The 22653-nt window shown below is 73.5% G+C and carries 19 protein-coding genes; 10 read left to right on the forward strand and 9 right to left on the reverse strand.

Going from position 1 to position 22653, the window contains the following annotated elements:
* The first annotated feature begins 141 nt into the window (after positions 1 to 141).
* Positions 142 to 894 (forward strand): hypothetical protein, encoded by a 753-nt coding sequence (locus B1H29_RS32140; RefSeq protein WP_055420608.1) that lies wholly within the window; start codon positions 142 to 144, stop codon positions 892 to 894.
* A gap of 46 nt (positions 895 to 940) precedes the next feature.
* On the opposite strand, the gene B1H29_RS32145 is transcribed toward B1H29_RS32140, so the two are convergent.
* The gene (locus B1H29_RS32145; RefSeq protein ID WP_055420607.1) at positions 941 to 1402 is read right to left on the reverse strand and encodes a MarR family winged helix-turn-helix transcriptional regulator; all 462 of its coding nucleotides are present in this window, start codon (positions 1400 to 1402) and stop codon (positions 941 to 943) included.
* Positions 1403 to 1499: 97 nt separating this feature from the next.
* Between B1H29_RS32145 and B1H29_RS32150 the strand changes: the two genes are divergently transcribed.
* Together B1H29_RS32150 and mltG are read left to right on the forward strand one after the other, a co-directional pair.
* Positions 1500 to 3302: an ABC transporter ATP-binding protein gene (locus B1H29_RS32150; RefSeq protein WP_055420606.1), complete on the forward strand. Its 1803-nt coding sequence runs from the start codon at positions 1500 to 1502 to the stop codon at positions 3300 to 3302.
* A gap of 43 nt (positions 3303 to 3345) precedes the next feature.
* Positions 3346 to 4215, forward strand: a complete 870-nt coding sequence (gene mltG, locus B1H29_RS32155; protein WP_167392570.1) for an endolytic transglycosylase MltG — start codon at positions 3346 to 3348, stop codon at positions 4213 to 4215.
* 12 nt (positions 4216 to 4227) lie between these two features.
* Here the strand turns inward: mltG and B1H29_RS32160 are convergent, their stop codons facing one another.
* Positions 4228 to 5352 (reverse strand): NAD(P)-binding domain-containing protein, encoded by a 1125-nt coding sequence (locus tag B1H29_RS32160; protein ID WP_055420605.1) that lies wholly within the window; start codon positions 5350 to 5352, stop codon positions 4228 to 4230.
* 181 nt (positions 5353 to 5533) lie between these two features.
* On the opposite strand from B1H29_RS32160, the gene B1H29_RS32165 reads away from it, so the two are divergent.
* Positions 5534 to 5956: a secondary thiamine-phosphate synthase enzyme YjbQ gene (locus tag B1H29_RS32165; protein ID WP_055420604.1), complete on the forward strand. Its 423-nt coding sequence runs from the start codon at positions 5534 to 5536 to the stop codon at positions 5954 to 5956.
* A gap of 402 nt (positions 5957 to 6358) precedes the next feature.
* Here B1H29_RS32165 and B1H29_RS32170 read toward each other — a convergent pair whose 3' ends face one another.
* From B1H29_RS32170 to B1H29_RS32180, 3 genes are read right to left on the reverse strand one after another with little or no spacing between them, the layout of a single operon-like run.
* On the reverse strand, positions 6359 to 7846 hold the full coding sequence (locus B1H29_RS32170; protein ID WP_055420603.1) for a tripartite tricarboxylate transporter permease: 1488 nt from the start codon (positions 7844 to 7846) through the stop codon (positions 6359 to 6361).
* Position 7847: 1 nt separating this feature from the next.
* Positions 7848 to 8402, reverse strand: a complete 555-nt coding sequence (locus B1H29_RS32175) for a tripartite tricarboxylate transporter TctB family protein (protein WP_055420602.1) — start codon at positions 8400 to 8402, stop codon at positions 7848 to 7850.
* Positions 8399 to 9385, reverse strand: coding sequence for a Bug family tripartite tricarboxylate transporter substrate binding protein (locus tag B1H29_RS32180; protein ID WP_055420601.1), 987 nt, complete (start codon positions 9383 to 9385; stop codon positions 8399 to 8401). Before B1H29_RS32180 ends, B1H29_RS32175 begins: the two co-directional genes overlap by 4 nt.
* Before the next feature lie 567 nt (positions 9386 to 9952).
* Here B1H29_RS32180 and B1H29_RS32185 point away from each other — a divergent pair.
* Together B1H29_RS32185 and B1H29_RS32190 are read left to right on the forward strand one after the other, a co-directional pair.
* Entirely contained in the window at positions 9953 to 11599 is a 1647-nt protein-coding gene (locus B1H29_RS32185) for a sensor histidine kinase (RefSeq protein ID WP_055420600.1), read from the forward strand.
* Positions 11600 to 11802: 203 nt separating this feature from the next.
* The gene (locus tag B1H29_RS32190) at positions 11803 to 12549 is read left to right on the forward strand and encodes a response regulator (protein ID WP_055420918.1); all 747 of its coding nucleotides are present in this window, start codon (positions 11803 to 11805) and stop codon (positions 12547 to 12549) included.
* Here the strand turns inward: B1H29_RS32190 and B1H29_RS32195 are convergent.
* Complete coding sequence (locus B1H29_RS32195; RefSeq protein WP_055420599.1) at positions 12512 to 13111, reverse strand: TetR/AcrR family transcriptional regulator; 600 nt, start codon at positions 13109 to 13111, stop codon at positions 12512 to 12514. The genes B1H29_RS32190 and B1H29_RS32195 overlap by 38 nt on opposite strands.
* A 208-nt stretch (positions 13112 to 13319) precedes the next feature.
* Between B1H29_RS32195 and B1H29_RS32200 the strand changes: the two genes are divergently transcribed.
* The 4 genes from B1H29_RS32200 to B1H29_RS32215 are packed head-to-tail and all read left to right on the forward strand — an operon-like array spanning position 13320 to position 18175.
* Positions 13320 to 13919, forward strand: a complete 600-nt coding sequence (locus tag B1H29_RS32200; RefSeq protein ID WP_055420598.1) for a 2Fe-2S iron-sulfur cluster-binding protein — start codon at positions 13320 to 13322, stop codon at positions 13917 to 13919.
* A complete protein-coding gene (locus B1H29_RS32205) occupies positions 13916 to 14908 on the forward strand; it encodes an FAD binding domain-containing protein (protein ID WP_055420597.1) in 993 nt (330 codons plus the stop codon). The genes B1H29_RS32200 and B1H29_RS32205 overlap by 4 nt, the downstream gene beginning before the upstream one ends.
* Positions 14905 to 17052 carry a xanthine dehydrogenase family protein molybdopterin-binding subunit gene (locus B1H29_RS32210; RefSeq protein ID WP_055420596.1) on the forward strand — a complete coding sequence of 716 codons (2148 nt, stop codon included), beginning with the start codon at positions 14905 to 14907 and terminating at the stop codon, positions 17050 to 17052. Before B1H29_RS32205 ends, B1H29_RS32210 begins: the two co-directional genes overlap by 4 nt.
* The gene (locus tag B1H29_RS32215) at positions 17045 to 18175 is read left to right on the forward strand and encodes an XdhC family protein (protein WP_055420595.1); all 1131 of its coding nucleotides are present in this window, start codon (positions 17045 to 17047) and stop codon (positions 18173 to 18175) included. The genes B1H29_RS32210 and B1H29_RS32215 overlap by 8 nt, the downstream gene beginning before the upstream one ends.
* A 782-nt stretch (positions 18176 to 18957) precedes the next feature.
* Here the strand turns inward: B1H29_RS32215 and B1H29_RS32220 are convergent.
* The 3 genes from B1H29_RS32220 to B1H29_RS32230 form a co-directional block, all read right to left on the reverse strand.
* Entirely contained in the window at positions 18958 to 20733 is a 1776-nt protein-coding gene (locus B1H29_RS32220; protein WP_055420594.1) for a glycoside hydrolase family 15 protein, read from the reverse strand.
* A gap of 51 nt (positions 20734 to 20784) precedes the next feature.
* A complete protein-coding gene (locus B1H29_RS32225) occupies positions 20785 to 21624 on the reverse strand; it encodes a polysaccharide deacetylase family protein (protein WP_079160575.1) in 840 nt (279 codons plus the stop codon).
* Positions 21625 to 21705: 81 nt separating this feature from the next.
* Positions 21706 to 22632 carry a DMT family transporter gene (locus tag B1H29_RS32230; protein WP_055420593.1) on the reverse strand — a complete coding sequence of 309 codons (927 nt, stop codon included), beginning with the start codon at positions 22630 to 22632 and terminating at the stop codon, positions 21706 to 21708.
* Between the last annotated feature and the right edge of the window lie 21 nt (positions 22633 to 22653).

A 22653-nucleotide genomic window follows, 5' to 3' on the forward strand; every position in this document is an offset into this window, starting at 1 on the left:
GGCATCAAGAGACTGCAAACCGTGAAAGGTTCGCGTCGCGGGGTGCCCAAAATCAAGCGGTTTTCCGCGGTGGGGTACGAATCCGGCTGCCGCCCGTCGCACCGCCCCGTGCCGCACCGTCGCGAGTGCGACCATGGACCGATGCGGAGCGGTGGAGTACGGCGTACGGCGGTCGCGTGGGCGGGCCTCGGGGCCCTGATGACGGCACTGTCCGCGTGCGGCGGCCCGTCGGGGCACGGCACGAGCACATCGGCGGGCGATCCCGCCGACGACGGCGGGGGCCGCAGCGGTGCCACCTCGGCCGACCCGGCACGGATTCCCGGTGTCGGCGACCGGATCCAGCGCCGCATCCCCGCGGACTCCCGTCAGGTCGTCGCGGTGTACGGCGACGGCAGGGACTCCCCCGACTCGACCGTCGTGCTGTACACGAAGCAGGGTTCCGCCTGGCACCGCGCCCGCGATTGGGCGGCGCACAACGGCACGAAGGGGTGGGCGACCGACCACCACGAGAACGACAGGCGCAGCCCCGTCGGGGTGTTCACGCTCAGCGACGCGGGCGGCGTCCTCCCGGACCCGGCCCCCGGCGCCGGGCTGCCGTACACCCGGTCCGCCGCCTTCGCGGCGCCGAGGTGGTGGGACGCGTCGTACCGGCACGACTTCGACTACGTCATCGCCATCGACTACAACCGGGTCAAGGGCACCCCGCCGAACGACCCGACCCGTCCCGAGGGCGCGTCCAAGGGTGGCGGGATCTGGCTGCACATGGACCACGGCAGCGGTACGTCGGCCTGCGTCAGCCTGCCGAAGCCGGCGATGGAGTACCTGCTGCGCACGCTGGACCCGGACCGGCACCCGGTGGTGGTCATGGGGGACCGGGCGCGTCTGAGGGCTTGACCGCGCCCCGGGAACACGCTTCTGTCCGGCCTCGCCCGACTCGAGGTCACGCCCCGGACCGGCCTGGCGCGGTTCCGGGTCCGTCGATCAACGCGTCCAACAGCCCGCCGAGCACCGCGCGCTGTTCGTCCGTCAGCGGGGCGAGGATCTCCTCCGCGGCGGACCGGCGCGCGCCGTGCAGTTCCCGCAGGGCGGCGCGCCCGTCGTCGGTGAGCTCGATCCGGATCACCCGGCGGTTGGCCGGGTCCGGGACGCGGCGTACCTTCCCGGCCGTCTCCAGCCCGTCGACCAGCGTCGTCACCGCCCGCGGCACGACCTCCAGGCGCTCGGCCAGATCGGCCATGCGGGGCGGCGAGCCGTAGTGCGCCAGGGTGCGCAGCAGCCGGGACTGGGCCGGTGTGATGCCGAGGTCGCGATGCTCCAGGTGGCGCTTCTGGATGCGGTGCACCCGGCGAGTGAGCCGCAGCAACTGCTCGGCCAGCGGGCCGTCGGAATCGGGGGCGGTCATGCGGGAACAATATCAGGATGATGTTCATTGTGAGTATAGGTAACAATGAACTACGATCCGTTAGGTTCGACAGACGCGTCGCCCTCCGAAGGAGCCCATGCACCCCGACCGCGAATCCACCTGGACCGCACCCGCCGACGCCGAGGAACAGCCCCGGCAGGTGCGCCGCATCCTGAAGCTGTTCCGCCCCTACCGCGGCCGCCTCGCGATCGTCGGGCTCCTGGTCGGCGCCGCGTCGCTGGTGACGGTCGCCACCCCCTTCCTGCTCAAGGAGATCCTCGACGTCGCGATCCCCCAGGGGCGCACGGGCCTGCTGAGTCTGCTCGCCCTCGGCATGATCCTCGGCGCCGTCCTCACCAGCGTTTTCGGTGTGCTGCAGACGCTGATCTCCACGACCGTCGGCCAGCGCGTCATGCACGACCTGCGCACCGCCGTCTACGGCCGGCTGCAGAGGATGTCCCTCGCCTTCTTCACCCGCACCCGCACCGGCGAGGTCCAGTCCCGTATCGCCAACGACATCGGCGGCATGCAGGCCACCGTCACCTCCACCGCGACCTCCCTGATCTCCAACCTCACCAGCGTGGTCGCCACGATCGCCGCGATGGTCGTCCTCGACTGGCGCCTGACCGTCGTCTCACTGCTCCTGCTCCCCGTCTTCGTGTGGATCAGCCGCCGCGTCGGCAGGGAACGCAGGAAGATCACCACCCGGCGGCAGAAGCAGATGGCCGCGATGGCCGCCACGGTCACCGAGTCGCTCTCCGTCAGCGGCATCCTGCTGGGCCGCACCATGGGCCGCTCCGACTCGCTCACCCGCGCCTTCTCCGACGAGTCCGAGGGGCTGGTCGACCTGGAGGTGAAGTCGAACATGGCGGGCCGCTGGCGGATGGCCGTCATCACGATCGTCATGGCGGCCATGCCCGCCGTCATCTACTGGACCGCCGGCATCGCCCTGCAACTAGGCGGCCCGGACGTCTCCCTCGGCACGATCGTCGCCTTCGTCTCGCTCCAGCAGGGACTCTTCCGCCCCGCCGTGAGCCTGCTGTCGACCGGCGTCCAGATCCAGGCGTCGCTCGCGCTCTTCCAGCGCATCTTCGAGTACCTCGACCTGCCGGTCGACATCACCGAGCGGGACGACGCCGTCCACCTCGACCACATCAAGGGCGAGGTCCGCTTCGAGAACGTCGAGTTCCGCTACGACGGCAAGGCCGGTGCGATCCTCGACGGCATCGACATCACCGTCCCGGCCGGCAGCAGCCTCGCCGTCGTCGGCCCGACCGGCGCCGGCAAGTCCACGCTGGGCCACCTGGTGCCCCGGCTGTACGACGTGACCGGCGGCCGGGTCACCCTCGACGGGGTCGACGTGCGCGACCTGGACTTCGACACCGTCGCCCGTGCCGTCGGAGTCGTCTCGCAGGAGACGTACCTCTTCCACGCCTCGGTCGCCGAGAACCTGCGCTTCGCCAAGCCGGACGCCACCGACGCGGAACTGGAGGCGGCGGCGCGGGCGGCGCAGATCCACGACCACATCGCCGCCCTGCCCGACGGCTACGACACGGTGGTCGGCGAGCGCGGGCACCGTTTCTCCGGCGGTGAGAAGCAGCGCCTGGCCATCGCCCGCACCATCCTGCGGGACCCGCCCGTCCTCGTCCTCGACGAGGCGACCAGTGCCCTGGACACCCGTACCGAAGCAGCCGTGCAGGACGCCGTCGACGCCCTGTCCGCCAACCGGACCACGATCACGATCGCGCACCGCCTGTCCACGGTCCGGGGCGCCGACCAAATCGTGGTCCTCGACTCCGGGCGCCTGGCCGAACAGGGCAGGCACGAGGAGCTGCTGGAGCGGAACGGGCGGTATGCGGCCCTGCTCCGCAGGGACGCCCGACTGGAGCCGACAAAATGACGATATGCCGGGTTTGTGTGCGAATGGAGGTTACCGTGCCCGCATGCAGACGAACACTCCGCGACGGAGCACGAGAGGCACCAGGAGAACGATCCGACTGACGCGCCGGGGCCGCATCGCCCTGATCGTGACCGGCGCCGTCGTGGCCGGTACCGCCGTGGCGGTGCCGCTGCTGATGACGGAAGAGGAGGGCGAGTCCCGGCCCACGTCCCTGGTGATCCCGGAGGGCTGGCGCGCGACCCAGGTCTACGAGGCCGTCGACAAGACCCTCGCCCTGCCCCCCGGCACCACCAAGAAGTCTCTCGCCAAGGCCGACCTCAAGCTGCCGAACGACGCCGAGGGCAACCCCGAGGGCTATCTCTTCCCGGCGACCTACCCGCTCGGCGAGAACCCGACGCCGGAGAAGCTGCTGACGGCCATGGTCGGGAAGGCGAACGAGAAGTTCACCGGCGCGCCGATCGCCGCGGGCGCCCAGCGCAACGCGCTGAACGTCTACCAGGCGGTCACCATCGCCAGCATCGTGCAGGCGGAGGCCGCCGCCAAGGAGGACATGGGCAAGGTGGCCCGGGTGATCTTCAACCGGCTGGAACGCGGCATGCCGCTGCAGATGGACTCCACCGTCAACTACGCCCTGGGCCGTTCCGACCTGAGGACCACCACCGAGGACACCAAGATCGACAGCCCCTACAACTCGTACCAGCGGATGGGGCTACCGCCCACCCCCATCGACAACCCCGGCGACGAGGCGATGAGTGCCGCGATCAACCCGACCCCCGGCGACTGGCTGTACTTCGTCACGGTCAAGTCCGGCGACACCCGCTTCACCGCCGACTACGCCGAACACCAGCGCAACGTCGCGGAGTTCAACCGCATCCGGGAGAGCGCCTCGAAGCAGGCGGCCGAGGCCGAGTGAGCCGGCGGGGCGTCACGCGGCGACCGGCTCCCGCTCGGCCAGCAGCCGTCTGATGTCCCGTACGGCCGCGCGCCCGGCCCGGTTGGCACCGATGGTGCTGGCCGACGGCCCGTAGCCGACCAGGTGGATCCGCGGGTCGGTGACCGCGCGCGTCCCCTCCACACGGATCCCGCCGCCCGCCTCCCGCAGCCGCAGCGGCCGCAAGTGGTCGATGGCGGCCCGGAACCCGGTCGCCCACAGGATGACGTCGGCAGCCACCCGCCGCCCGTCGCTCCACTCGGCCCCCTCGGGTGTGATCCGCTCGAACATGGGCTGCCGGTCCAGCACCCCCGACTCCAGCCCCGCCCGGATCGCGTCGTTCAGCGGCAGCCCGGTCACCGACACCACGCTCTTCGGCGGCAGCCCCTGCCGAACCCGCTCCTCCACCAGCGCCACCGCGGCCCGGCCCGCGTCCTCGTCGAAGGGGCCCTCACGGAAGACCGGCGGCCGCCTGGTCACCCACGTGGTGGCAGCGGCGTACGGGGCGATCTCCAGCAGATGCTGCGTCCCCGAGGCGCCCCCGCCCACCACCAGCACCCGCTGCCCGTCGAACTCCTCGGGACCGGCGTACCGCGCGGTGTGCAACTGCCGTCCCCGGAAAGTCTCCTGCCCGCGATAACGCGGCCAGAAGGGCCGGTCCCAGGTGCCCGTCGCGTTGATCAGCGCCCGCGTCGACCAGGCCCCTGCCGACGTCTCGACGAGCAGCCGCCTGTCCGCCCCCTCGCGCACCGCGCGGACGTCGACGGGCCGCCGCACCCGCAGGCCGAAGGTCCGCTCGTACGCCGCGAAGTACTCGCCGACCACCTCGGCGGACGGCCGCGCCGGGTCCGCCCCGGTCAGCTCCATACCCGGGAGGGCGTGCATCCCGTGGACCCTGCCGTACGTCAGCGACGGCCAGCGGAACTGCCAGGCGCCGCCGGGCCCGGGGGAGTGGTCGAGCACCACGAAGTCGCGTTCCGGTTCGAACCCGGTGCGCCGCAGGTGGTAGGCCGCGGCGAGTCCCGCCTGACCGGCACCGATGACGACGACCTCGACCTCGCGTTTCGCGGCCTCAGGCGTCCCGGTCTCATGCGTCGCGGCCTCGTATGAGTCGTTCACGCTTCTGCCAACGGAGCCGAGGGCCCCGATCTTCCCCAGTCCGCCCCGGGACGACCCGGGTCCCGGCCTTCCCCGCCCGCCCCGGGACGACCGGGGTCCCGGCCTTCCCCGCCCCGCCCCGGGACGACCGCGAGCCCGACGTTCCGGCGCCAGGCCCGCCGCTTACGTCAGGATGGGAGACATGCCAGATGCCTTCACCACCCGAGTACTGAACCTCGCCACCGGCTCGGCGGAGCGGGTCGCCGACATCACCGGTGAGTGCGAGTCCTTCCTGCGCGAGACGGCGGCCGGGCGCGACGGTCTCCTCAGCGTCTTCGTCCCGCACGCCACCGCCGGGATCGCGGTCATCGAGACGGGCGCGGGCAGCGACGACGACCTGCTGGCCGCCCTGCACACGCTGCTCCCCGCCGACGACCGCTGGCAGCACCGCCACGGCAGCCCCGGCCACGGCCGGGACCACGTCCTGCCCGCCCTCGTACCACCGCACGCGACGCTGCCGGTGATCGGCGGACGGCTGGAACTCGGAACCTGGCAGTCGGTGTGCCTGGTGGACACCAACCGGGACAACCCCGACCGTCGCGTGCGCCTGTCGTTCCTCGGGTAGACCGGGCCCGTGGACGTCGTCCACCGTTCGGGAGGCGTTTCATCCTTTGGGGCCCATACCCGGCCCGAACGGCTGGGCCGCCCGGACACCCGACGGCGAGGGCACGGCGGCAGGTCCGGCGTCGTCGGCCTGGACTCTACCTCGCTCTGGTGCGGGGCGCGGGTCCGTGGGCGGGGCGGTGACCCGGATGCCCGGTACGAGATCGAGGCCATCGAGCGCAGGCTGATGGACGAACTGACGAACTGACGGACGACGACGAAGCCCCCGTCTGAGACCGTCGGCGCGACCGGGGCGGCGCCCCGGCCACGCGGACCCGGCCGGCGGGGACGGCGGACGGCGGGGACGGCGGACGGCGCCGCCGGGCCCCGCCACCGGCCGGTCCCGGCGGCGCCGCGGACACCGTCAGTGGCTCACCCGCCGTACCAGCCGCTTCAGCAGCGGCCACGCCAGCAGCAGCACGATCACCGCGTACACCGTCACCGCGAACGGCGTGTTGACCAGACCCGTCACACTGCCGTCGCTGATCTGCAGGGCGCGGCGCAACTGCTGTTCGGCGTTCGGGCCGAGGATGACGCCGATCACCGCGGGCAGGATGGGCAGGCCGTAGCGCCGCATGCCGAAACCGACGAGGCCGATGATCAGCAGGATCACCAGGTCGACGACCTCGCCGCCGACCGCGTACGCGCCGACCGCCGCGAAGAACATGATCCCCGCGTAGAGGTACGGCCGCGGGATGCGCAGCAGCTTGGCCCACACCGGCGCCAGCGGCAGGTTGAGCGCGAGCAGCAGCACCATGCCGACGAAGAGGGACGCGATCAGGCCCCACACCAACTCGGGTTCGCGTTCGAAGAGCAGCGGGCCGGGCTGGATGCCGTACTGCTGGAAGGCGGCCAGCATGACCGCCGCGACCGCCGTCGTCGGCAGCCCCAGGGTCAGCATGGAGACCAGCGTGCCCGCCGCCGAGGCCGACGCCGCCGACTCCGGGCCCGCCACGCCCTCGATGGCACCCTTGCCCCACTCGTCCTTGTTCTTGGACAGGCGCTTCTCCGTGACGTACGACAGGAACGTGGGGATCTCGGCGCCGCCCGCCGGAATGGCGCCGAACGGGAAGCCGATGAACGGGCCGCGCAGCCAGGACTTCCAGGTCCGCTTCACATCGGCGCGCCCGAGCCAGGGGCGGCCCACCGGGATCGGCTCGGCCGCCCCGCGCCGCAGATGAGCCGCCACCCACAGCGCCTCGCCGATCGCGAACAGGCCGACCGCGACGATCACGACGTCGACGCCGTCCGCGAGTTGCAGCGAGCCGAAGGTCAGCCGCTGCTGGCCCGTCATCTGGTCCAGGCCCACCAGGCCGATCGTCAGGCCGATCAGCAGGGAGGCCAGACCTCTGACGCGCGAGGAGCCCAGCACCGACGTCACGGCGATGAACGCCAGCACCATGATGGCGAAGTAGTCCGGCGCGCCGATGTCCACCGCCAGGTCGGCGACCGTCGGCGCCAGCGCCACCAGCAGGATCGTGCCGATCATGCCGCCCGCGAAGTGACCGATGGCGGCGGCCGCCAGCGCCTGGGCGCCGCGCCCCGCCTTGGCCATGGGGTTGCCCTCCATGGCCGCGACCACGGCCGCGCTCTCACCGGGGGTGTTGAGCAGGATGGAGGTGGTCGAACCGCCGAACATCGCGCCGTAGTAGATGCCGGCGAACATGATGAACGCGGCGACGGGGTCGAGGCCGTACGTCACCGGCAGCAACAGTGCCACCGCCATCGCGGGTCCGATGCCGGGCAGGACGCCGATGGCGGTCCCGAGCAGCACGCCGAGGGCGGCCCACAGGAGGTTGAGGGGCGTGAGGGCCGTTCCGAAGCCGTCCATGAGGGAGTTGAGGGCGTTCATGTCAGAGCACTCCCATCAGCGGACCGCCGGGCAGCGGAACGCCGAGCAGCTTGTCGAAGACGACGTAGGTGAACAGGGACAGCACCGCGGCGATCAGCGGGTCGCGGTCCAGGCGGCGACTGCCCAGGGCGAAGGCGGCTCCCCAGAACAGCAGCGCCCCCGCGACCGGGAAGCCGGCCGGCTCGATCAGCACGGCCGCGCCGAGGAAGATCCCGGAGAGCAGCAGCACCGTGCGCCAGTCGGCGGGTTCGGAGAGATCGATGTCCTCGCCGCCCTCCGCCTCGCCCCGGCCACCGCGCAGGACGTCCACGGCGAGCAGCGCGGCGATCACCAGCAGCCCGATGCCGACCACGATCGGGACGGTCTTGGGGCCGACCGGCCCGCGCTGGGTGATGTCGACGTCCATCGTGAGCGCATCGGTCAGGACCAGGGCGCCGAGCGCCAGCAGCAGCACGCACACGCCCAGTTCGGAGCGGTCTCGCAGCCACGAGCGCCGCTCGGTCGCCGGGGCCGGAACCGGGTCCGGCGCCGGGGAGGAGTCGGTCCGCGTCGTCACAGTCCCAGCTCCTTCAGTACCGACACCACACGCTGGTCCTGGGCGTCCAGGAACGCGCCGAACTCGTCACCGGCGAGGAAGGCGTCGTCCCAGCCGTTCTGGTCCATGGATTTCTTCCATTCGGGAGAGTCGTGCAGCTCCTCGACCAGGCGGGTCAGCTTCTTGCGCTCCGCCTCCGACAAGCCGGGCGGGGCGACGATGCCGCGCCAGTTGGTGAAGTCCACGTCGTAGCCGGACTCCTTGAGCGTGGGCGCGTCCTTCAGGTCGTCGACCCGCTCCGGTCCGGTCACCGCGAGGACCCTCAGCTCGCCCGCCTTGATCTGGTCCAGGTACTCACCGACACCGGAGACGCCGAAGCCGACCTTGTTGCCGAGGATCGAGGCGAGCAGTTCGCCGCCGCCGTCGAAGGGGATGTAGTTGACCGACTTGGGGGAGATCCCGGCGGCCTGCGCCATCAGCATCGGCGCGAGATGGTCGGGCCCGCCCGGCGACGAGCCGCCGCCGACCGGGATCTTGCCCGGGTCCTTCTTCCAAGCGGTGATCAGCTCGTCGATCGTCTTGTACGGCGAGTCCTTGCCGACCACGACGACGTCCTGTTCCTCGGTGAGCCGCGCGATCGGGGTGGTGTCGGCGAGGGTCTTGGGGGCGTGGTTGGAGCGGACCGCGCCGACGACGCCGAGTCCCATGGACATGGCGAGCTTGCCGTTGCCGTGCTCGCTCACCAGGCGGCTCAGGCCCACGGTGCCGCCCGCGCCGGGCAGGTTGAACACCTCGATGTTGTGCGTGAGCCCGGCGTCCTCGGCGTTCTTCGCGGCCGTGCGGGCGGTGATGTCGTAGCCGCCGCCCGGCGTGTTCGGAACCATGAAGCGCAGGCCGGGGATCTGCGTGCCGGTCTCGGCGTCGCTGCCCGTGGAGAGCAACGGCGGTCCCGCGAGCACGAGCACGGCGGCCCCGAGCAGGGCAAGGGGAGTGCGCAGGCGCACGTATGACACCACCTGTCGGTTGGGTAGAGCGGTAAGGGGAGAACCCTGTGGGGGAGGGTGACGTGGGCCACATGGTGCCCGGGCGGCGGTGGCCTGTCTTCCTTGCGGAACCAAGGGAGGTTGTGGTCTTTGCGGTCGCGGGGCCGCCTGGGTGGAGTGGCCGGGGCAGTCTGGGTGGAGTGACCCGGGCCGCCTGGTGGAGGCCGGCGGAGCGACCGGTGGATCGTCCCGGTGGGGCGCCGGTGGTGCGTCCTGGCCGGTGGATTGTTCGCGGATCGTCGGTGGTGCGTCCTGGCTGGTGGCCGGTGGATTGTTCGCGGATCGTCGGTGGTGCGTCCTGGCTGGTGGCCGGTGGATCGCTCGCGGATCGTCGGTGGAGCGTCCTGGCTGGTGGCCGGTGGATTGCTCGCGGATCACCGGTGGAGCGTCCCGGTAGGTCGCCGGTGGATCGCCGGTTCATTGCGAAGACAGCACATCCCTTTCCTTCGCCGCAGGTGGGCGCCATGATGGCGACCCGGTGCACCCGCCGGTCACCCCCGCCCCCCGTCAGCCGAGATCGAGTCCGCCGTGGCCCCCACCTTCCGCCGTCAGACCCTCGCGGGCGAGATGCTGGTCCTCCAGCTCGCCATTGTCGTGGTGGTCCTGCTCGCGGTCGCCGCCGTCTCGCTCGCCCAGTCCAAGGCCACCTTCAACCGCGTCGAGGGCCGCCGGGTCACCGCCCTGGCCGAGCAGCTCGCCGCCACGCCCCTGGTGCGCAGCCAGCTCCTGCGCCCCGTGCCGCAGGAGGCCCTCGCCCCGCTGGTGAACTCCACGCAGACCCAGTCGGGGGTCACCTCGGTCACGGTGGCCGACGCCGACGGCCGCGTCGTCAGCTCCACCGACCCGACGATGATCGGCGGGCGGCTGCCGAGCGGCGAGGGCGCCGCAGCAGGGCGCGGCTGGTCGGGACCGCTGACGCTGCACGGCAGCCGGGAGCTCGTCGCCCAGGTCCCCGTGCTCGGCGCCACCCGGCAGACCCTCGGCCGGCACCTCGGCACGGTGATGGTCGGCGAGGCCGACCCGACGGTGTGGCAGCGCCTCAGCGGCGCCTCCTCCTACCTGCTCGCCTACCTCGGCATCGCCAGCGGCCTCGGCGTGGCCGGTTCCTGGCTGCTCGCCCGGCGCGTCAAGCGGCAGACCCTCGGTCTCGAGCCGCGCGAGATCGCCGGGCTCGCCGAGCACCGGGAGGCCATGCTGTACGGCATCGCCGAGGGCGTCGTCGCCCTCGATCCGCAGCACCGGCTCACCCTGGTCAACGAGATGGGCCGACGCCTGCTCGACCTGCCCGCCGACTGCGTGGGCCAGAGCCTGGACGGGCTCGGCATCGACGGACGACTGCGCGACGTCCTGGCCGGCGCCACGGCGAACGAGGCCGAGCCCCGCGACGAGGTCGTCGTCCGCCACGGTCGGGTCCTCGTGATGAACCGTATGACCGTCACCAAGGACGGCCGTCCGCTCGGCTCGGTCACCACTTTGCGCGACCGCACCGAACTGGCCCGCCTGGAACGGGAGATCGGCTCCTTCCGCAGCACCTCCGAGCTGCTGCGCGCCCAGGCCCATGAGTTCGCCAACCAGTTGCACACCATCTCCGGACTCATCCAGATCGGCGAGCAGGACGAGGTCGTCCGCTACATCCGCGCGCTCAACCAGCGCCGCCAGTCCCTGGACGTCACCCTCAGCCGCCGGGTCCGCGACACCACCGTCGCCGCGCTGCTCACGGCGAAGTCCTCCCTCGCGGCCGAGCGGAGGGTCGCCCTGCACGTATCGGACCGCACGGCCCTCGACCGGCTCGCCCCGGAGGACGCCGCGGACGTGGCGACCGTGGTCGGCAACCTCGTCGACAACGCCGTGGACGCCGCGGCGGCGACCGGTGACGACCACGAGGCCTGGGTCGAGGTCGAGCTGAGGCAGGACGCCTCCAGTGTCGAGATAGTGGTCCGGGACTCCGGGCCGGGCGTGGCGCCCGGACTCGCCCGCGAGGTCTTCTCCCACGGCTTCACCACCAAGGCCGCCAGGCAGGGCGAGCGCGGCATCGGCCTGGCGCTGACCAGGCTGGTCTGCGAGCGTCACGGCGGTGAGATCTCGGTGACCAACACCCCCGAGGGGGCCATGTTCACCGCACGCATGACCGTCAGCCACCTCGCCGACGCGGTGGCGGAAGGAGCGACACCATGACGGGTTCGAGCGGCCCGGCCGACGCGACCGCCACGACCGGCACGGCCCACGACACTGCCACGGCCGGCAGGGCCCACGGCACCGCAACGGCCGGCAGGGCCCACGGCACCGCCACGACCGGCAGGGCCCACGACACCGCAACGGCCGGCACAGCCCACGACACCGCAACGACCGGTACGGCACGCGCGACCGGTCCGGCCGCCGTGTCCGGGGCGGCGCCCCGCGCCGTCGACGCCGCGATCGGCGTGCTGGTGGTCGACGACGACTTCATGGTGGCCCGGGTCCACCGCGCGTTCGTGGAGCGTGTCGAGCCCTTCCGGGTCGTCGGGGTCGCCGGCACCGGGGAGCAGGCCCTCGCGGCCGTCGGGGAACTCCGCCCCGACCTCGTCCTGCTCGACCTGTACCTGCCGGACGTCTTCGGCCTCGACGTCATCCCCCGGCTGCGCGCCGCCGGCCACGACTGCGACATCATGGTGATCAGCGCGGCCCGGGAGGCCGACGCGGTGCGCGGTGCCGTCCGGCACGGCGTGGTGGACTACCTGCTCAAACCGTTCGAGTTCGAGGACCTGCGGGTCCGGCTGGAGCGCTACGCCGTCCAGCGGGGCCGGCTGCTCGGCACGGTGGTGCGCAGCCAGGCCGACGTCGACCGCGTGCTGGCGGGAGCGGCGCCGGCCGCGCCGGCCCCGGCCCTGCCCAAGGGCATGAGTGTGGAGACCGCGGAGCTGGTCGAGCGCACTCTCCGCGAGGCCGACGGCACTCTGTCGGCGAGTGAGTGCGCCTCGCTGACCGGCGTCTCCCGGGTCAGTGCCCGCCGCTACCTGGAGTACTTCCACACCGTGGGCAGCGCGGACGTCTCCCTGCGCTACGGCGTGGCGGGCCGTCCCGAACGCCGTTACCGCTTCCGCGGCGCGGTCACCGGCCTGGCGCTCCCGCCCGCAGCGCGTCCATGACGAGGTTCAGGAACCGGGTGGCCCGCGGCTGCCAGTCCTCGCCGGGATCGATCAGCCAGAGACCGCCGATGAGCAGGAAGAAGTCGTCCGCGGAGATGCCGGGCCGGATGGTGCCGGCCTCTTCGTTGGCGCGCAGCAGGAGTTGGGCCGCGTCCATGACCGGGGTGGGGCGCGGCTTCTCCGGCCCCCCGGGGGCGCTGGTGACCAGCCGGATCGCGTCCGCCAGGCCGGCCTTGGTCATGGCGAACCCGGCCAGGCGGTCCAGCCACTCGCGCAGGGCCGGCTCGGGCTCCCGCGTGGCCAGCAGGTGGGGAGCGGCGTCCGCCACCTGCTGCATCTCGTAGCGGTAGAGCTCCAGGACGAGCGCCTCGCGGTTCGGGAAGTTGCGGTAGAAGGTGGCCTGCCCGACGCCCGCCTTCTTGGCGATGGCGCTCAGGGGAGTGTCCGCGCAGCGCGTCAGCTCCTCCGTGGCCACCTGCAGGATCCGCTCGCGGTTGCGCTGGGCGTCCGAGCGCAGCGGAGTGTCCTTCTGATCCTTCTGGTCCTTCTTCGGCGGTGGCACGCGTCCTCCTCCCGGGTTCGTGGCCGAATCCCGTGCTTGCTAAGCGGACAACTGTCCGTTACGTTTCCAGTGAGCGGACAGTTGTCCGGTTGCCCGCCCACTTTAGCGGCGGATGCCGGCCGGCGGGACCGGCCGGAAACCTCCGCCCATGTCGAATTTGCTGCCTACAGCCCATTTCCCTGTCACCAGACACCAGAGAAGGCTGACCATGGCCCCAGCGCCCTCGTCGACGTCCAGCGCCGTCGTCCTGAACATCAACGGCGAGAAGTACCAGATGACCGTCGACCACCGCACCACACTGCTCGACGCCCTGCGCGAGCGACTCGACCTCACCGGCACGAAGAAGGGCTGTGACCAGGGGCAATGCGGTGCCTGCACCGTCCTGGTCGACGGGCGCCGCGAGGTGTCCTGCCTGAACCTGGCCGTTGCCGCCGAGGGGAGCGAGATCACCACCATCGAGGGAATGGCCGAGGGCGACCGGCTGCACCCGGTGCAGCAGGCCTTCCTCGACCTCGACGGCTACCAGTGCGGCTACTGCACGCCCGGCCAGATCTGCTCGGCCGTCGCCGTCATCGAGGAACACGCGGCAGGCTGGCCCAGCGCCGTCACCGACGACGTACGGCCCGAGGCCGGACCGCCACCCCTGACGCCGGACGAGATCCGCGAACGGATGAGCGGCAACCTGTGCCGCTGCGGCGCCTACGTCTCCATCGTCCAGGCGGTCGCCCGAGCGGCCGAGGCCCACGAGGCGACGGCGCCCGGGGGCGACGCGAACCAGGGCGGGACCGCGAAGGAGGCGGCGGCATGAGGGAGTTCGGCTACGAGCGCGCCGACGACGTCTCCGGCGCGGTGGCCCTGCTCGCCGCCGACCCGGAAGCCCGCTTCCTCGGCGGCGGCACCAACCTCGTCGACCTGATGAAGACCGGCGTCGAACGCCCCACCCGGCTCGTCGACGTCCGCCGGCTCCCCCTGGACGGCATCGAGCCGACCGCCGACGGCGGCCTGCGCGTCGGCGCGACCGTCACCAACAGCGACCTCGCCGCCCACCCCGAAGTGCGCCGCCGCTACCCGGCGCTGACCCAGGCGGTGCTGGCCGGCGCCTCCGGGCAACTGCGCAACATGGCCACCGTCGGCGGCAACCTGCTCCAGCGCACCCGCTGCGGCTATTTCACCGACGTGAGCAAGCCGTGCAACAAGCGGGTACCCGGCAGCGGTTGCTCCGCCGTCACCGGCGAGCACCACAATCACGCCGTCCTCGGCGCCACCGACCACTGCGTGGCCGTGCACCCCTCGGACATGGGGGTGGCCCTCACGGCCTTCGACGCCGTCGTCACCTACGAAACCCCCGACGGGCCGGGCGAGTTGCCGCTGGCCGACTTCTACCTCCCCGTCGGGGACACCCCGCACCGGGAGACCGCGCTGCCGTCCGGCGCGCTGATCACCGGCGTCACCCTGCCGCCCGCCCCGGTCGCCGCCCGCTCCCGCTACCGCAAGGTCCGCGAGCGCGCCTCGTACGCCTTCGCGATCGGCTCCGTCGCCGCCGCGCTCGACATCGAGGACGGCGTCGTACGCGACGCGCGGCTGGCCCTCGGCGCGGTCGCCTCCCGGCCCTGGCGAGCCCGCGCCGCCGAGGACGTGCTGACCGGCCGGCCGGCCGACGGCGAGACCTTCGCCGCCGCCGCGGACGCCGAACTCGCCGCCGCCAGGCCGCTGCCCGACAACGGATACAAGGTGCCCCTCATGCGCAACCTCGTCGTGGCCGTCCTGACCGAACTCGCAGAGGAGGCCGCCCGATGACCACCGCCACGACCGGCCGTACGACGCCGAAGGGCGTCGTCGGCACCGCACACACCCGCGTGGAGGGCCGGGACAAGGTCACCGGAGCGGCCCGCTACGCCGGGGAGATCCCCTTCGCCGACCTCGCGCACGGCTGGCTGGTGCTGTCCACCGTCGCCCGCGGCCGCATCCGTTCGATCGACACCGACTCCGTCCTCGGCATGCCGGGCGTGCTCGCCGTCCTGCACCACGGCAACGCCCCGCGCGTCGACACCGACTACGTCGGCATGCTGGGCATCCCGCCGGACCCGACCGCCGCCGTCTTCCAGAACGACCGGGTGGCGCACGTGGGCTGGCCGGTCGCGCTCGTCGTCGCCGAGACGCCCGAGCAGGCCCGGGAGGCCGCCGAGGCACTCGTCGTCGCCTACGACGAGGAACCGCACGACAGCACGCTCACCGCCGACCGTCCCGACGCCTACCCGCTCGACGGACACATGCCCGCGGAGACCGAGAAGGGCGACCTGGCGGCCGCACTGGCCTCGTCCGCCGTCGTCCTGGACGCGGAGTACACCACCCCCGAAGAGCACCACAGCATGATGGAGCCGCACGCGGCCACCGCCCTCTGGGACGGCGGCCGGCTGGAGGTCGTCGACTCCAACCAGGGCACCACCTGGATCCAGAGCGAACTGGCCAAGCTGTTCTCCCTCGACGAGACCGCCGTGCGGGTGCGGTCGGAACACGTCGGCGGCGGTTTCGGCAGCAAGGGGCTGCGCGCCCACCAGGTCTCCGCCGTGATGGCCGCGACCGTCCTGCAGCGGCCGGTGCGCGTGGTCATGACCCGGCGTCAGATGTTCTCGCTGGCCGGCTATCGCAGCCCCACCACCCAGCGCGTCCGGCTCGGCGCCGACGCCGACGGACGGCTGCGCGCCCTCGAACACCGCTCACTGAGCCAGACGTCGACCGTGTACGAGTTCGTCGAGCCCAGCGCCGGTGTCGCCAGGGTGATGTACGACGCCGAGGCCCACCGCACGGCCAACCATGTCGTACGGCTCGACGTGCCGTCCCCGACCTTCATGCGGGCGCCGGGCGAGGCGCCTGGTTCCTTCGCGCTGGAGGCGGCCCTCGATGAACTCGCCGAGCGCTGCGGGGTCGACCCGGTCGAACTGCGCCTGCGCAACGAGCCCGAGGCCGGCCCGGTCTCCGGACAGCCGTTCAGCAGCCGCAACCTGGCCGCCTGCTTCCGCGAGGGCGCCCGGCGGTTCGGCTGGGCCGACCGCGACCCGCGTCCCGGCCTGCGCCGCGACGGACGCTGGCTGCTGGGCACCGGCACGGCCGCGGCCTCCTTCCCCGCCGGCGCCGGCCCCTCCACGGCTCTCGTGACCGCCGAGGCCGACGGCACCTTCACCGTGCGGATCGCCGCCGCCGACATCGGCACCGGTGCCCGTACCGCGCTCACCCTGGTCGCGGCCGACGCGCTGGAGGCCGCGCCCGAGCGGGTCCGGGTCCGCATCGGGGACAGCGACTTCGGGCCGGCGATGATCGCGGGCGGCTCGATGGGCACCCGCTCCTGGGCCTGGGCGATCACCATCGCGGCCCGTGAACTGCGCGAGCGGCTCGCCCTGGGCGCGAGCATTCCGCCGGAGGGCATCACCGTACGGTCCGACACCACCGAGGCCCTCGGCGCCCTCGCCCAGAAGGAACGGCACTCCTTCGGTGCGCAGTTCGCCGAGGTGGCCGTGGACACCGCCACCGGCGAGGTGCGGGTGCGGCGCATGCTCGGCGTCTTCGCGGCGGGCCGCATCGTCAACCCGCTCACCGCCCGCAACCAGCTCGTCGGCGGCATGGTCTGGGGCATCTCCATGGCCCTGCACGAGGAGGCGGTCCGGGACCGGGCGAGCGGCGGCCTCTACGGCCCCGACCTCGCCGGCTACCACGTCGCCACGCACGCCGACGTCCCGGACATCGAGGCCGACTGGGTGGACGACCCCGACCAGGACGACCCGGTCGGCATCAAGGGCGTCGGCGAGATCGGCATCGTCGGCGCCGCGGCGGCCGTCGCCAACGCCGTCTGGCACGCCACGGGCGTACGCCACCGGAACCTGCCGATCCGGCCCGACCGCGTGCTGTCGGCGGGGGCCGCGGGCGGGGGAGCGGCCGATGCTTGACATCGCGGACGAGCTGGACCACTGGCTCGCCGAGGGCCGGGAGTTCGCCGTCGCGACCGTCGTCTCGGTCGGCGGCAGCGCGCCGCGCGGGCCCGGTGCCGCCCTCGCCGTCGACAGCGGGGGCACGGTGATCGGCTCGGTCTCCGGCGGCTGTGTGGAGGGCGCGGTGTACGAGCTGTGCTCCGACGCCCTCCGGAGCGGCGAGACGGTGCGCGAACGGTTCGGCTACAGCGACGAGGACGCCTTCGCGGTCGGGCTGACCTGCGGCGGGATCATCGACGTGATGGTCACGCCGGTCGGGGCGGACTCGCCCTCGCGCGAGGTGTTCCGGGCGGCGCTGTCGACCGCCGCCGGGGGCGGTACGGCCGCCCTCGCCCGGGTCGTCCGGGGGCCGTCCGGGCTCCTGGGCCGGGCCCTGCTGGTCCACCCCGACGGCTCGCACGAGGGCGGTCTCGGCGGCCACCCGGACCTGGACCGCACGGCGGTGGCCGAGGCCGGCGCGCTGCTGGACGCCGGCCGCACCGGCACGGTGGGCCTCTCGGAGGACGGCTCGCACTGCCCCGGCGGGCTCACGTTGCTCGTCGAGTCGAGTGTGCCGCCGCCCCGCATGATCGTCTTCGGCGCGGTCGACTTCGCGGCGGCACTGGTGCGGGCCGGCAAGTTCCTCGGCCACCACGTGACCGTGTGCGACGCCCGGCCGGTCTTCGCCACCGCGGCCCGCTTCCCCGAGGCCGACGAGGTGGTGGTCGACTGGCCGCACCGCTACCTGCGGAGCACGCGCACGGACGAGCGCACGGTGCTGTGCGTCCTGACCCACGACGCGAGGTTCGACGTACCGCTGCTGACGGAGGCGCTGCGGATGCCGGTCGCGTTCGTCGGCGCGATGGGCTCGCGCCGCACCCACGAGGACCGGAACCGCCGGCTGCGCGAGGCGGGCCTGACCGAGCGCGAGCTGTCCCGGCTCCGCTCACCGATCGGCCTCGACCTCGGTGCCCGGACACCCGAGGAGACCGCGCTCTCCATCACGGCGGAGATCGTCGCCTCCCGGCGCGGCGGAACGGGCGTACCGCTGACGGGCGGGGCGGCGCCGATCCACCGGGACGTCGCCGGGGTGGCGGCCTGAGGGGTGCGGCCGGGTGGGGAGCCTGAGGGGGCGTGGCCGGTGCGGGTGCCCTGAGGGGGCTTGGCCGGTGCGGGTGTGCTGAGGGGGCGTGGCCGGTGCGGGGTGCCCTGAGGGGGGTGCCCGCAGGTGGTTGCTCGGCGGGAGGAGGGCCGTGGCGGGCGCCTGATGGGCGTGGCCAGGGCGACTGCCCGACGGCACCTGACCGGGGCAGGGCAGTGCCGTAGAGGCTGCCCGGCGCGGGCCGGCGCGGGCGGCGGTGGCCCAGCACTGCGGGCGCGGCCCGACGCCGGCGGTCGCCCGGTGAGACGCGCTGATGCTGCCGCCGGGGGCTGAGCCGGGGCGGCCGGCGGCCTGTCGGCGACTGGTCGGGCCGGCCCAGCGGAAAGCACGTGTCCGGCGGCGGCCCGTGAGGTCCCGCCGAGCCGGCCGCCCGGTGGTGGCGGGCTTGGTGGGCTCCCGCCCGGCGACCCCGCGGTGGCGGGCTCGGCAGGCTGCCTCCCGATGGCCGGCGGTGACGGGCTCGGAGGGCTGGCCCCCGGCGGCTACCGGTAGCCGGCTCGGTGGGCCGGCTCCTGGCGACCCGCGGTGGCCGGCTCGGTGGGCTGCCTCCCCGTGGCCCGACGATGGCCGGCTCGGTGGGCTGCCTCCCCATGGCCCGACGATGGCCGGCGGTGACCGTGGGTGAGCCGCTCGGTCGGCCGGGTGCCGGGTGACCGGCGTGGCGGCCGCCGACGGCTCCAGGACCGTCGCCCCGCACGGGTGGCCGGGCGCGCGCCGGCCCGTCAGGGCAGGGCCGACTCGCCGGCCAGACGAACGGCGCACTCCAGCATCATCGCGTGCACGAAGGCCTGCGGGAGATTGCCGCGCAACTGCCGCTGGCGCACGTCGTACTCCTCGGCGAACAGCCCGGGCGGTCCGCAGGCCGCCCGGGTCCGTTCGAACCAGCGGAACGCGCCGGCCCGGTCACCGACCCGGTGGGTGGCGAGCGCCATCGTGAAGCCGCAGAGCAGAAAGGCCCCCTCGGCGTCACCCAGCGGCTCTCCGGTGTGTTCGAACCGGTACAGGTACCCGTCCTCGGCCAGCCGGGACTCGATGTAGGCGCGGGTGGCCGCACCGCCGTCGTCCCCGAACGCGCAGCCGCGCGCCATCGGCACGAGCAGCGCGGCCTCGGGCCCGTCGTCGTCCTCGGCCCGCCGCCAGCGGCCGTCGCGGTTCAGGCACCGGCGCCGGGTCTCCCGCAGCACGGCGTCGGCGAGTGCGGTGCAGCGCTGCCCCGCCGCCCCGGGCAGCACCTGCGCCATCCGCCGCAGACCGCACACCACGCTCAGTCGCGAGTGGGTCCACCACCGGTCCTCCAGCTCCCACAGCCCGGCGTCCGGTTTGAGCCACTGCCGTTCCACGACGTCCACGGCGACGGCGGCGGCGTGTTCCGCGTCCTCGGTCAGCCGGTCGTGCGCGGCGGCCGCGGCGAAGAGCTGCAGCGCTTCGCCGAAGGTGTCGAGCTGGAACTGGGCCCCCGCGTCGTTGCCGACGTGGTCGGTGCCGCCGGGGTAGCCGGGCAGCCGCAGCGAGCGTTCCCCGCCCACCGGCAGTCCGTCGACGGTGTAGGCGGGGCGCACCTTGTCGCCGTCCTCGAGGATGCGTTCGGCGACGAAGCGCACGGCGTCGTCGACCAGCGGGTGGGGGCCGTGCGCGGCGACCGCGAGACCGGCGTAGCACTGGTCGCGCAGCCACGCGAAGCGGTAGTCGTAGTTGCGCCCGCTGTTGGCCCGCTCCGGCAGCGACGTGGTCGCGGCGGCCACCATGCCGCCGGAGACGCTGGTCAGCCCACGCAGCACGGCGTACGCGTGCCGGGCGTCGCGTGGCGCGACCAGCCGCGAGCAGTCCGGGACGGCCCGTTGCCACGCGCGCTCCGTGGACCGCCACAACGCGTCGGGGTCGAGCGGTTCGGTCTCCTGCCTCTCGGCCAGTTCCAGCACCAGGTCGTGGGTCTCGCCCTCGCGCAGCCGAAACCGCCCGCGCAGCCCGCCACCGGCCCGCCAGACCGCCTCGGGCGCCCCGGCGAACCGCATGTGCAGCCCTTCGGTCCCGGCCGTCCACACCCCGTTCTCCTGACGGGGGTCGCGCATGCGGCCGTTCCCGAAGCCGGGCCGCGGATCCAGGTCCAGGTCCAGGTGTGCCTCGCCCCGCTCCACACGCATCCGGCGCAGCAGGACGAGCCGGTCGGTACGGGCCGGCAAGGCGAGGGCCTCACGGCATTCGATCACGCACTCGGAGGTCACCCACCGGCTCACCCGGATCAGCGTGCCCTCCTCGTAGGAGCCGCCCCAGACGTGCCAGGGGTCGGCCGGTTCGACGGTGAAGTGCCCCGCCCCGCCGATGAGCGCGGAGAACACCGCGTCGTCGTGCCAGCGCGGGGCGCACAGCCACACGATCCGGCCCCGGGGGTCCAGGACCGCCCCCCGCTCACCGTCGGCGAGCACGGCGTACTCGCGCAGGGCCCAGGGAGGACACGACGGGTCCGGCACCGCCGCGCGCTGATCGCCGCTGTCGTTCATGCCGCTACGCCTATCCCGGCGCCGGTGACCGAAACGGCGAGGCCACCGACGTCACCGGGACGCGCGCGGGAGGGTGTCGGACGGCGTGGCGTCGGACGTGCCCCGCTGCCCCGCCCCCTCCGCGCGGTCCAGCCCCCGCTCCTCCGCCCCGTTCACCTCGTGCTCACTGAGCGGACCCACCGCCAGCCCCGCCTCTCGGCAGTCGCGCACGATGCCGGGCAGGGCGCCGAGGGCGGCCCGCCAGCTCCCGGGGGCGGAGGCGTGGTCGGTGTCGTGAAGCAGGACCGTGCCGCCCCCACACAGGTCCGCAGCGACGGTGGCCCGTACCGAGGCGGGCGTGGCGTCCGGCCGCCAGTCCTTGCCCCACGCCGTCCACAGCACCGGCCGCAGACCGGCCCGGCGGGCGGCGGCCCAGCGCCCGGAGGTGAGGATGCCGTAGGGCGGGCGGTACCAGCGTGGGACGCACCCGGCGACTTCGCCCACGGCGTGGACGGCACGCCGCAGCTCGCGCGCGTCCCGCGCCGGCGACGGCAGCCAGGGGCGGTCGTGCGCCCAGCCGTGGACGGCGAGTTCGTGCCCGCGCCGGGCCAGTTCGAGGGCCGGTTCCGGGTGGCGTACGACGTTCTCGCCCAGCACGAAGAACGTGGCCCGTACACCGAGCCCGTCCAGTACGTCGAGGAAGCGCGGTGTGGACGCCGGATCGGGGCCGTCGTCGAAGGTGAGGGCGACGTGGCCGGGGCGGCCCTGCCCCGCCAGGCCCGGGAAGCGGCGCCGGCGCAGCTTCGGCAGCCAGGTCGCGGCCGGACCGATGTGGGCCAGCGCGGCGGTGACGAGGACCGGCGCGACGGCGTACGCCGCCGGCCCGGCGGGGAACCCGAACCCCTCACGCATCCGTCTGCCTCCCGTGTGTTGCGCGGTTACGCGGCTCTGCGGTTGTGCGGTGACGCGACTTCACTCTTTCGCGCGGCCCGGTCATGACCCTCCCTCTTCCTGGTTCCGTCCGGCCGGCCCCGGACCGTCCCGGGCCGCCGGGGCCGTGTCCCACGCGCCGTGGACCGACGGTGCGCGGGCCAGTCCGACACTGCCGAGCCCGATCAGCGCGACGCCGATCAGCTCGGGCAGCACCCGCACGCCGAGGGCGATCTGTTCGCCGAACAGGGCCCAGCCGAGGGCGACGCTGGTCAGCGCGTCGCCGAGGGTCAGCGCCGGCTGCGACGCCGCGAGGGTCCCGGCCCGCAGCGCGCTCTGCAGCAGCAGGAAGCTGATCACACCGACCACCGCCGTGGCGTACGGCGGCCACTGGGTCAGCACGGCACCGACCCCCTGGGGGAGTCGCCCGGTGACCTCCTTCAGCAGCCCCGCCGTACCGCCGAACGCCACCGCGGACGCCGACCCGAACAGCGCGGCGCGGGGAGCGCCCCGTACCAGGCTGCCGATCGAGGCGAGGGCGGTCACCACGACGAACAGCGCCAGGCCCGCCCAGCCCCACCGGCCCGCGGTCGCCGTGTCGTGGCCGGGCGCCGGCGCGGCGGCACCCAGGAACAGCGCCAGCCCCGCGGCCAGCGCCACGAACGCCAGCCAGGTCCGCCCGTCGGGAGGCCGGTGGAAGACCACGCTGCCGATCATCAGGGTGAACAGCAGCTCACTGGCCATCAGCGGCTGGACCACGGCCAGACTGCCCACCGCGAGCGCGGCCGCCTGCAGCACCGTCGTCAGGGCGAGCAGCGCCGCGCCGGCCACCCAGTACCGGTCGCGCACCAGCCGCAGCAGCGAGCGCACCACCGTGTGGACGGCGCCGGCCCGGTCCTCGTCCTGCGCCGCGGCCCGGCGCTGCAGCACCGACGCGGCCGCGTTGGACAACGCCGCGAACAGGGCCAGGACGACGGTGAGGACACTCACCGTCGCGCGCTCCCGCTCATC

The sequence above is a fragment of the Streptomyces pactum genome (genome assembly GCF_002005225.1).
GTDB lineage: Bacteria > Actinomycetota > Actinomycetes > Streptomycetales > Streptomycetaceae > Streptomyces > Streptomyces pactum_A.

Excerpts from the sequence above, each read along its gene's own strand:
- B1H29_RS32140 (WP_055420608.1), top strand. The coding sequence starts at position 142 with ATGCGGAGCGGTGGAGTACGGCGTACGGCGGTCGCGTGGGCGGGCCTC.
- B1H29_RS32145 (WP_055420607.1), bottom strand. The coding sequence starts at position 1,402 with ATGACCGCCCCCGATTCCGACGGCCCGCTGGCCGAGCAGTTGCTGCGG.
- B1H29_RS32150 (WP_055420606.1), top strand. The coding sequence starts at position 1,500 with ATGCACCCCGACCGCGAATCCACCTGGACCGCACCCGCCGACGCCGAG.
- mltG (WP_167392570.1), top strand. The coding sequence starts at position 3,346 with ATGCAGACGAACACTCCGCGACGGAGCACGAGAGGCACCAGGAGAACG.
- B1H29_RS32165 (WP_055420604.1), top strand. The coding sequence starts at position 5,534 with ATGCCAGATGCCTTCACCACCCGAGTACTGAACCTCGCCACCGGCTCG.
- B1H29_RS32170 (WP_055420603.1), bottom strand. The coding sequence starts at position 7,846 with ATGAACGCCCTCAACTCCCTCATGGACGGCTTCGGAACGGCCCTCACG.
- B1H29_RS32200 (WP_055420598.1), top strand. The coding sequence starts at position 13,320 with ATGGCCCCAGCGCCCTCGTCGACGTCCAGCGCCGTCGTCCTGAACATC.
- B1H29_RS32205 (WP_055420597.1), top strand. The coding sequence starts at position 13,916 with ATGAGGGAGTTCGGCTACGAGCGCGCCGACGACGTCTCCGGCGCGGTG.
- B1H29_RS32210 (WP_055420596.1), top strand. The coding sequence starts at position 14,905 with ATGACCACCGCCACGACCGGCCGTACGACGCCGAAGGGCGTCGTCGGC.
- B1H29_RS32215 (WP_055420595.1), top strand. The coding sequence starts at position 17,045 with ATGCTTGACATCGCGGACGAGCTGGACCACTGGCTCGCCGAGGGCCGG.
- B1H29_RS32220 (WP_055420594.1), bottom strand. The coding sequence starts at position 20,733 with ATGAACGACAGCGGCGATCAGCGCGCGGCGGTGCCGGACCCGTCGTGT.
- B1H29_RS32225 (WP_079160575.1), bottom strand. The coding sequence starts at position 21,624 with ATGCGTGAGGGGTTCGGGTTCCCCGCCGGGCCGGCGGCGTACGCCGTC.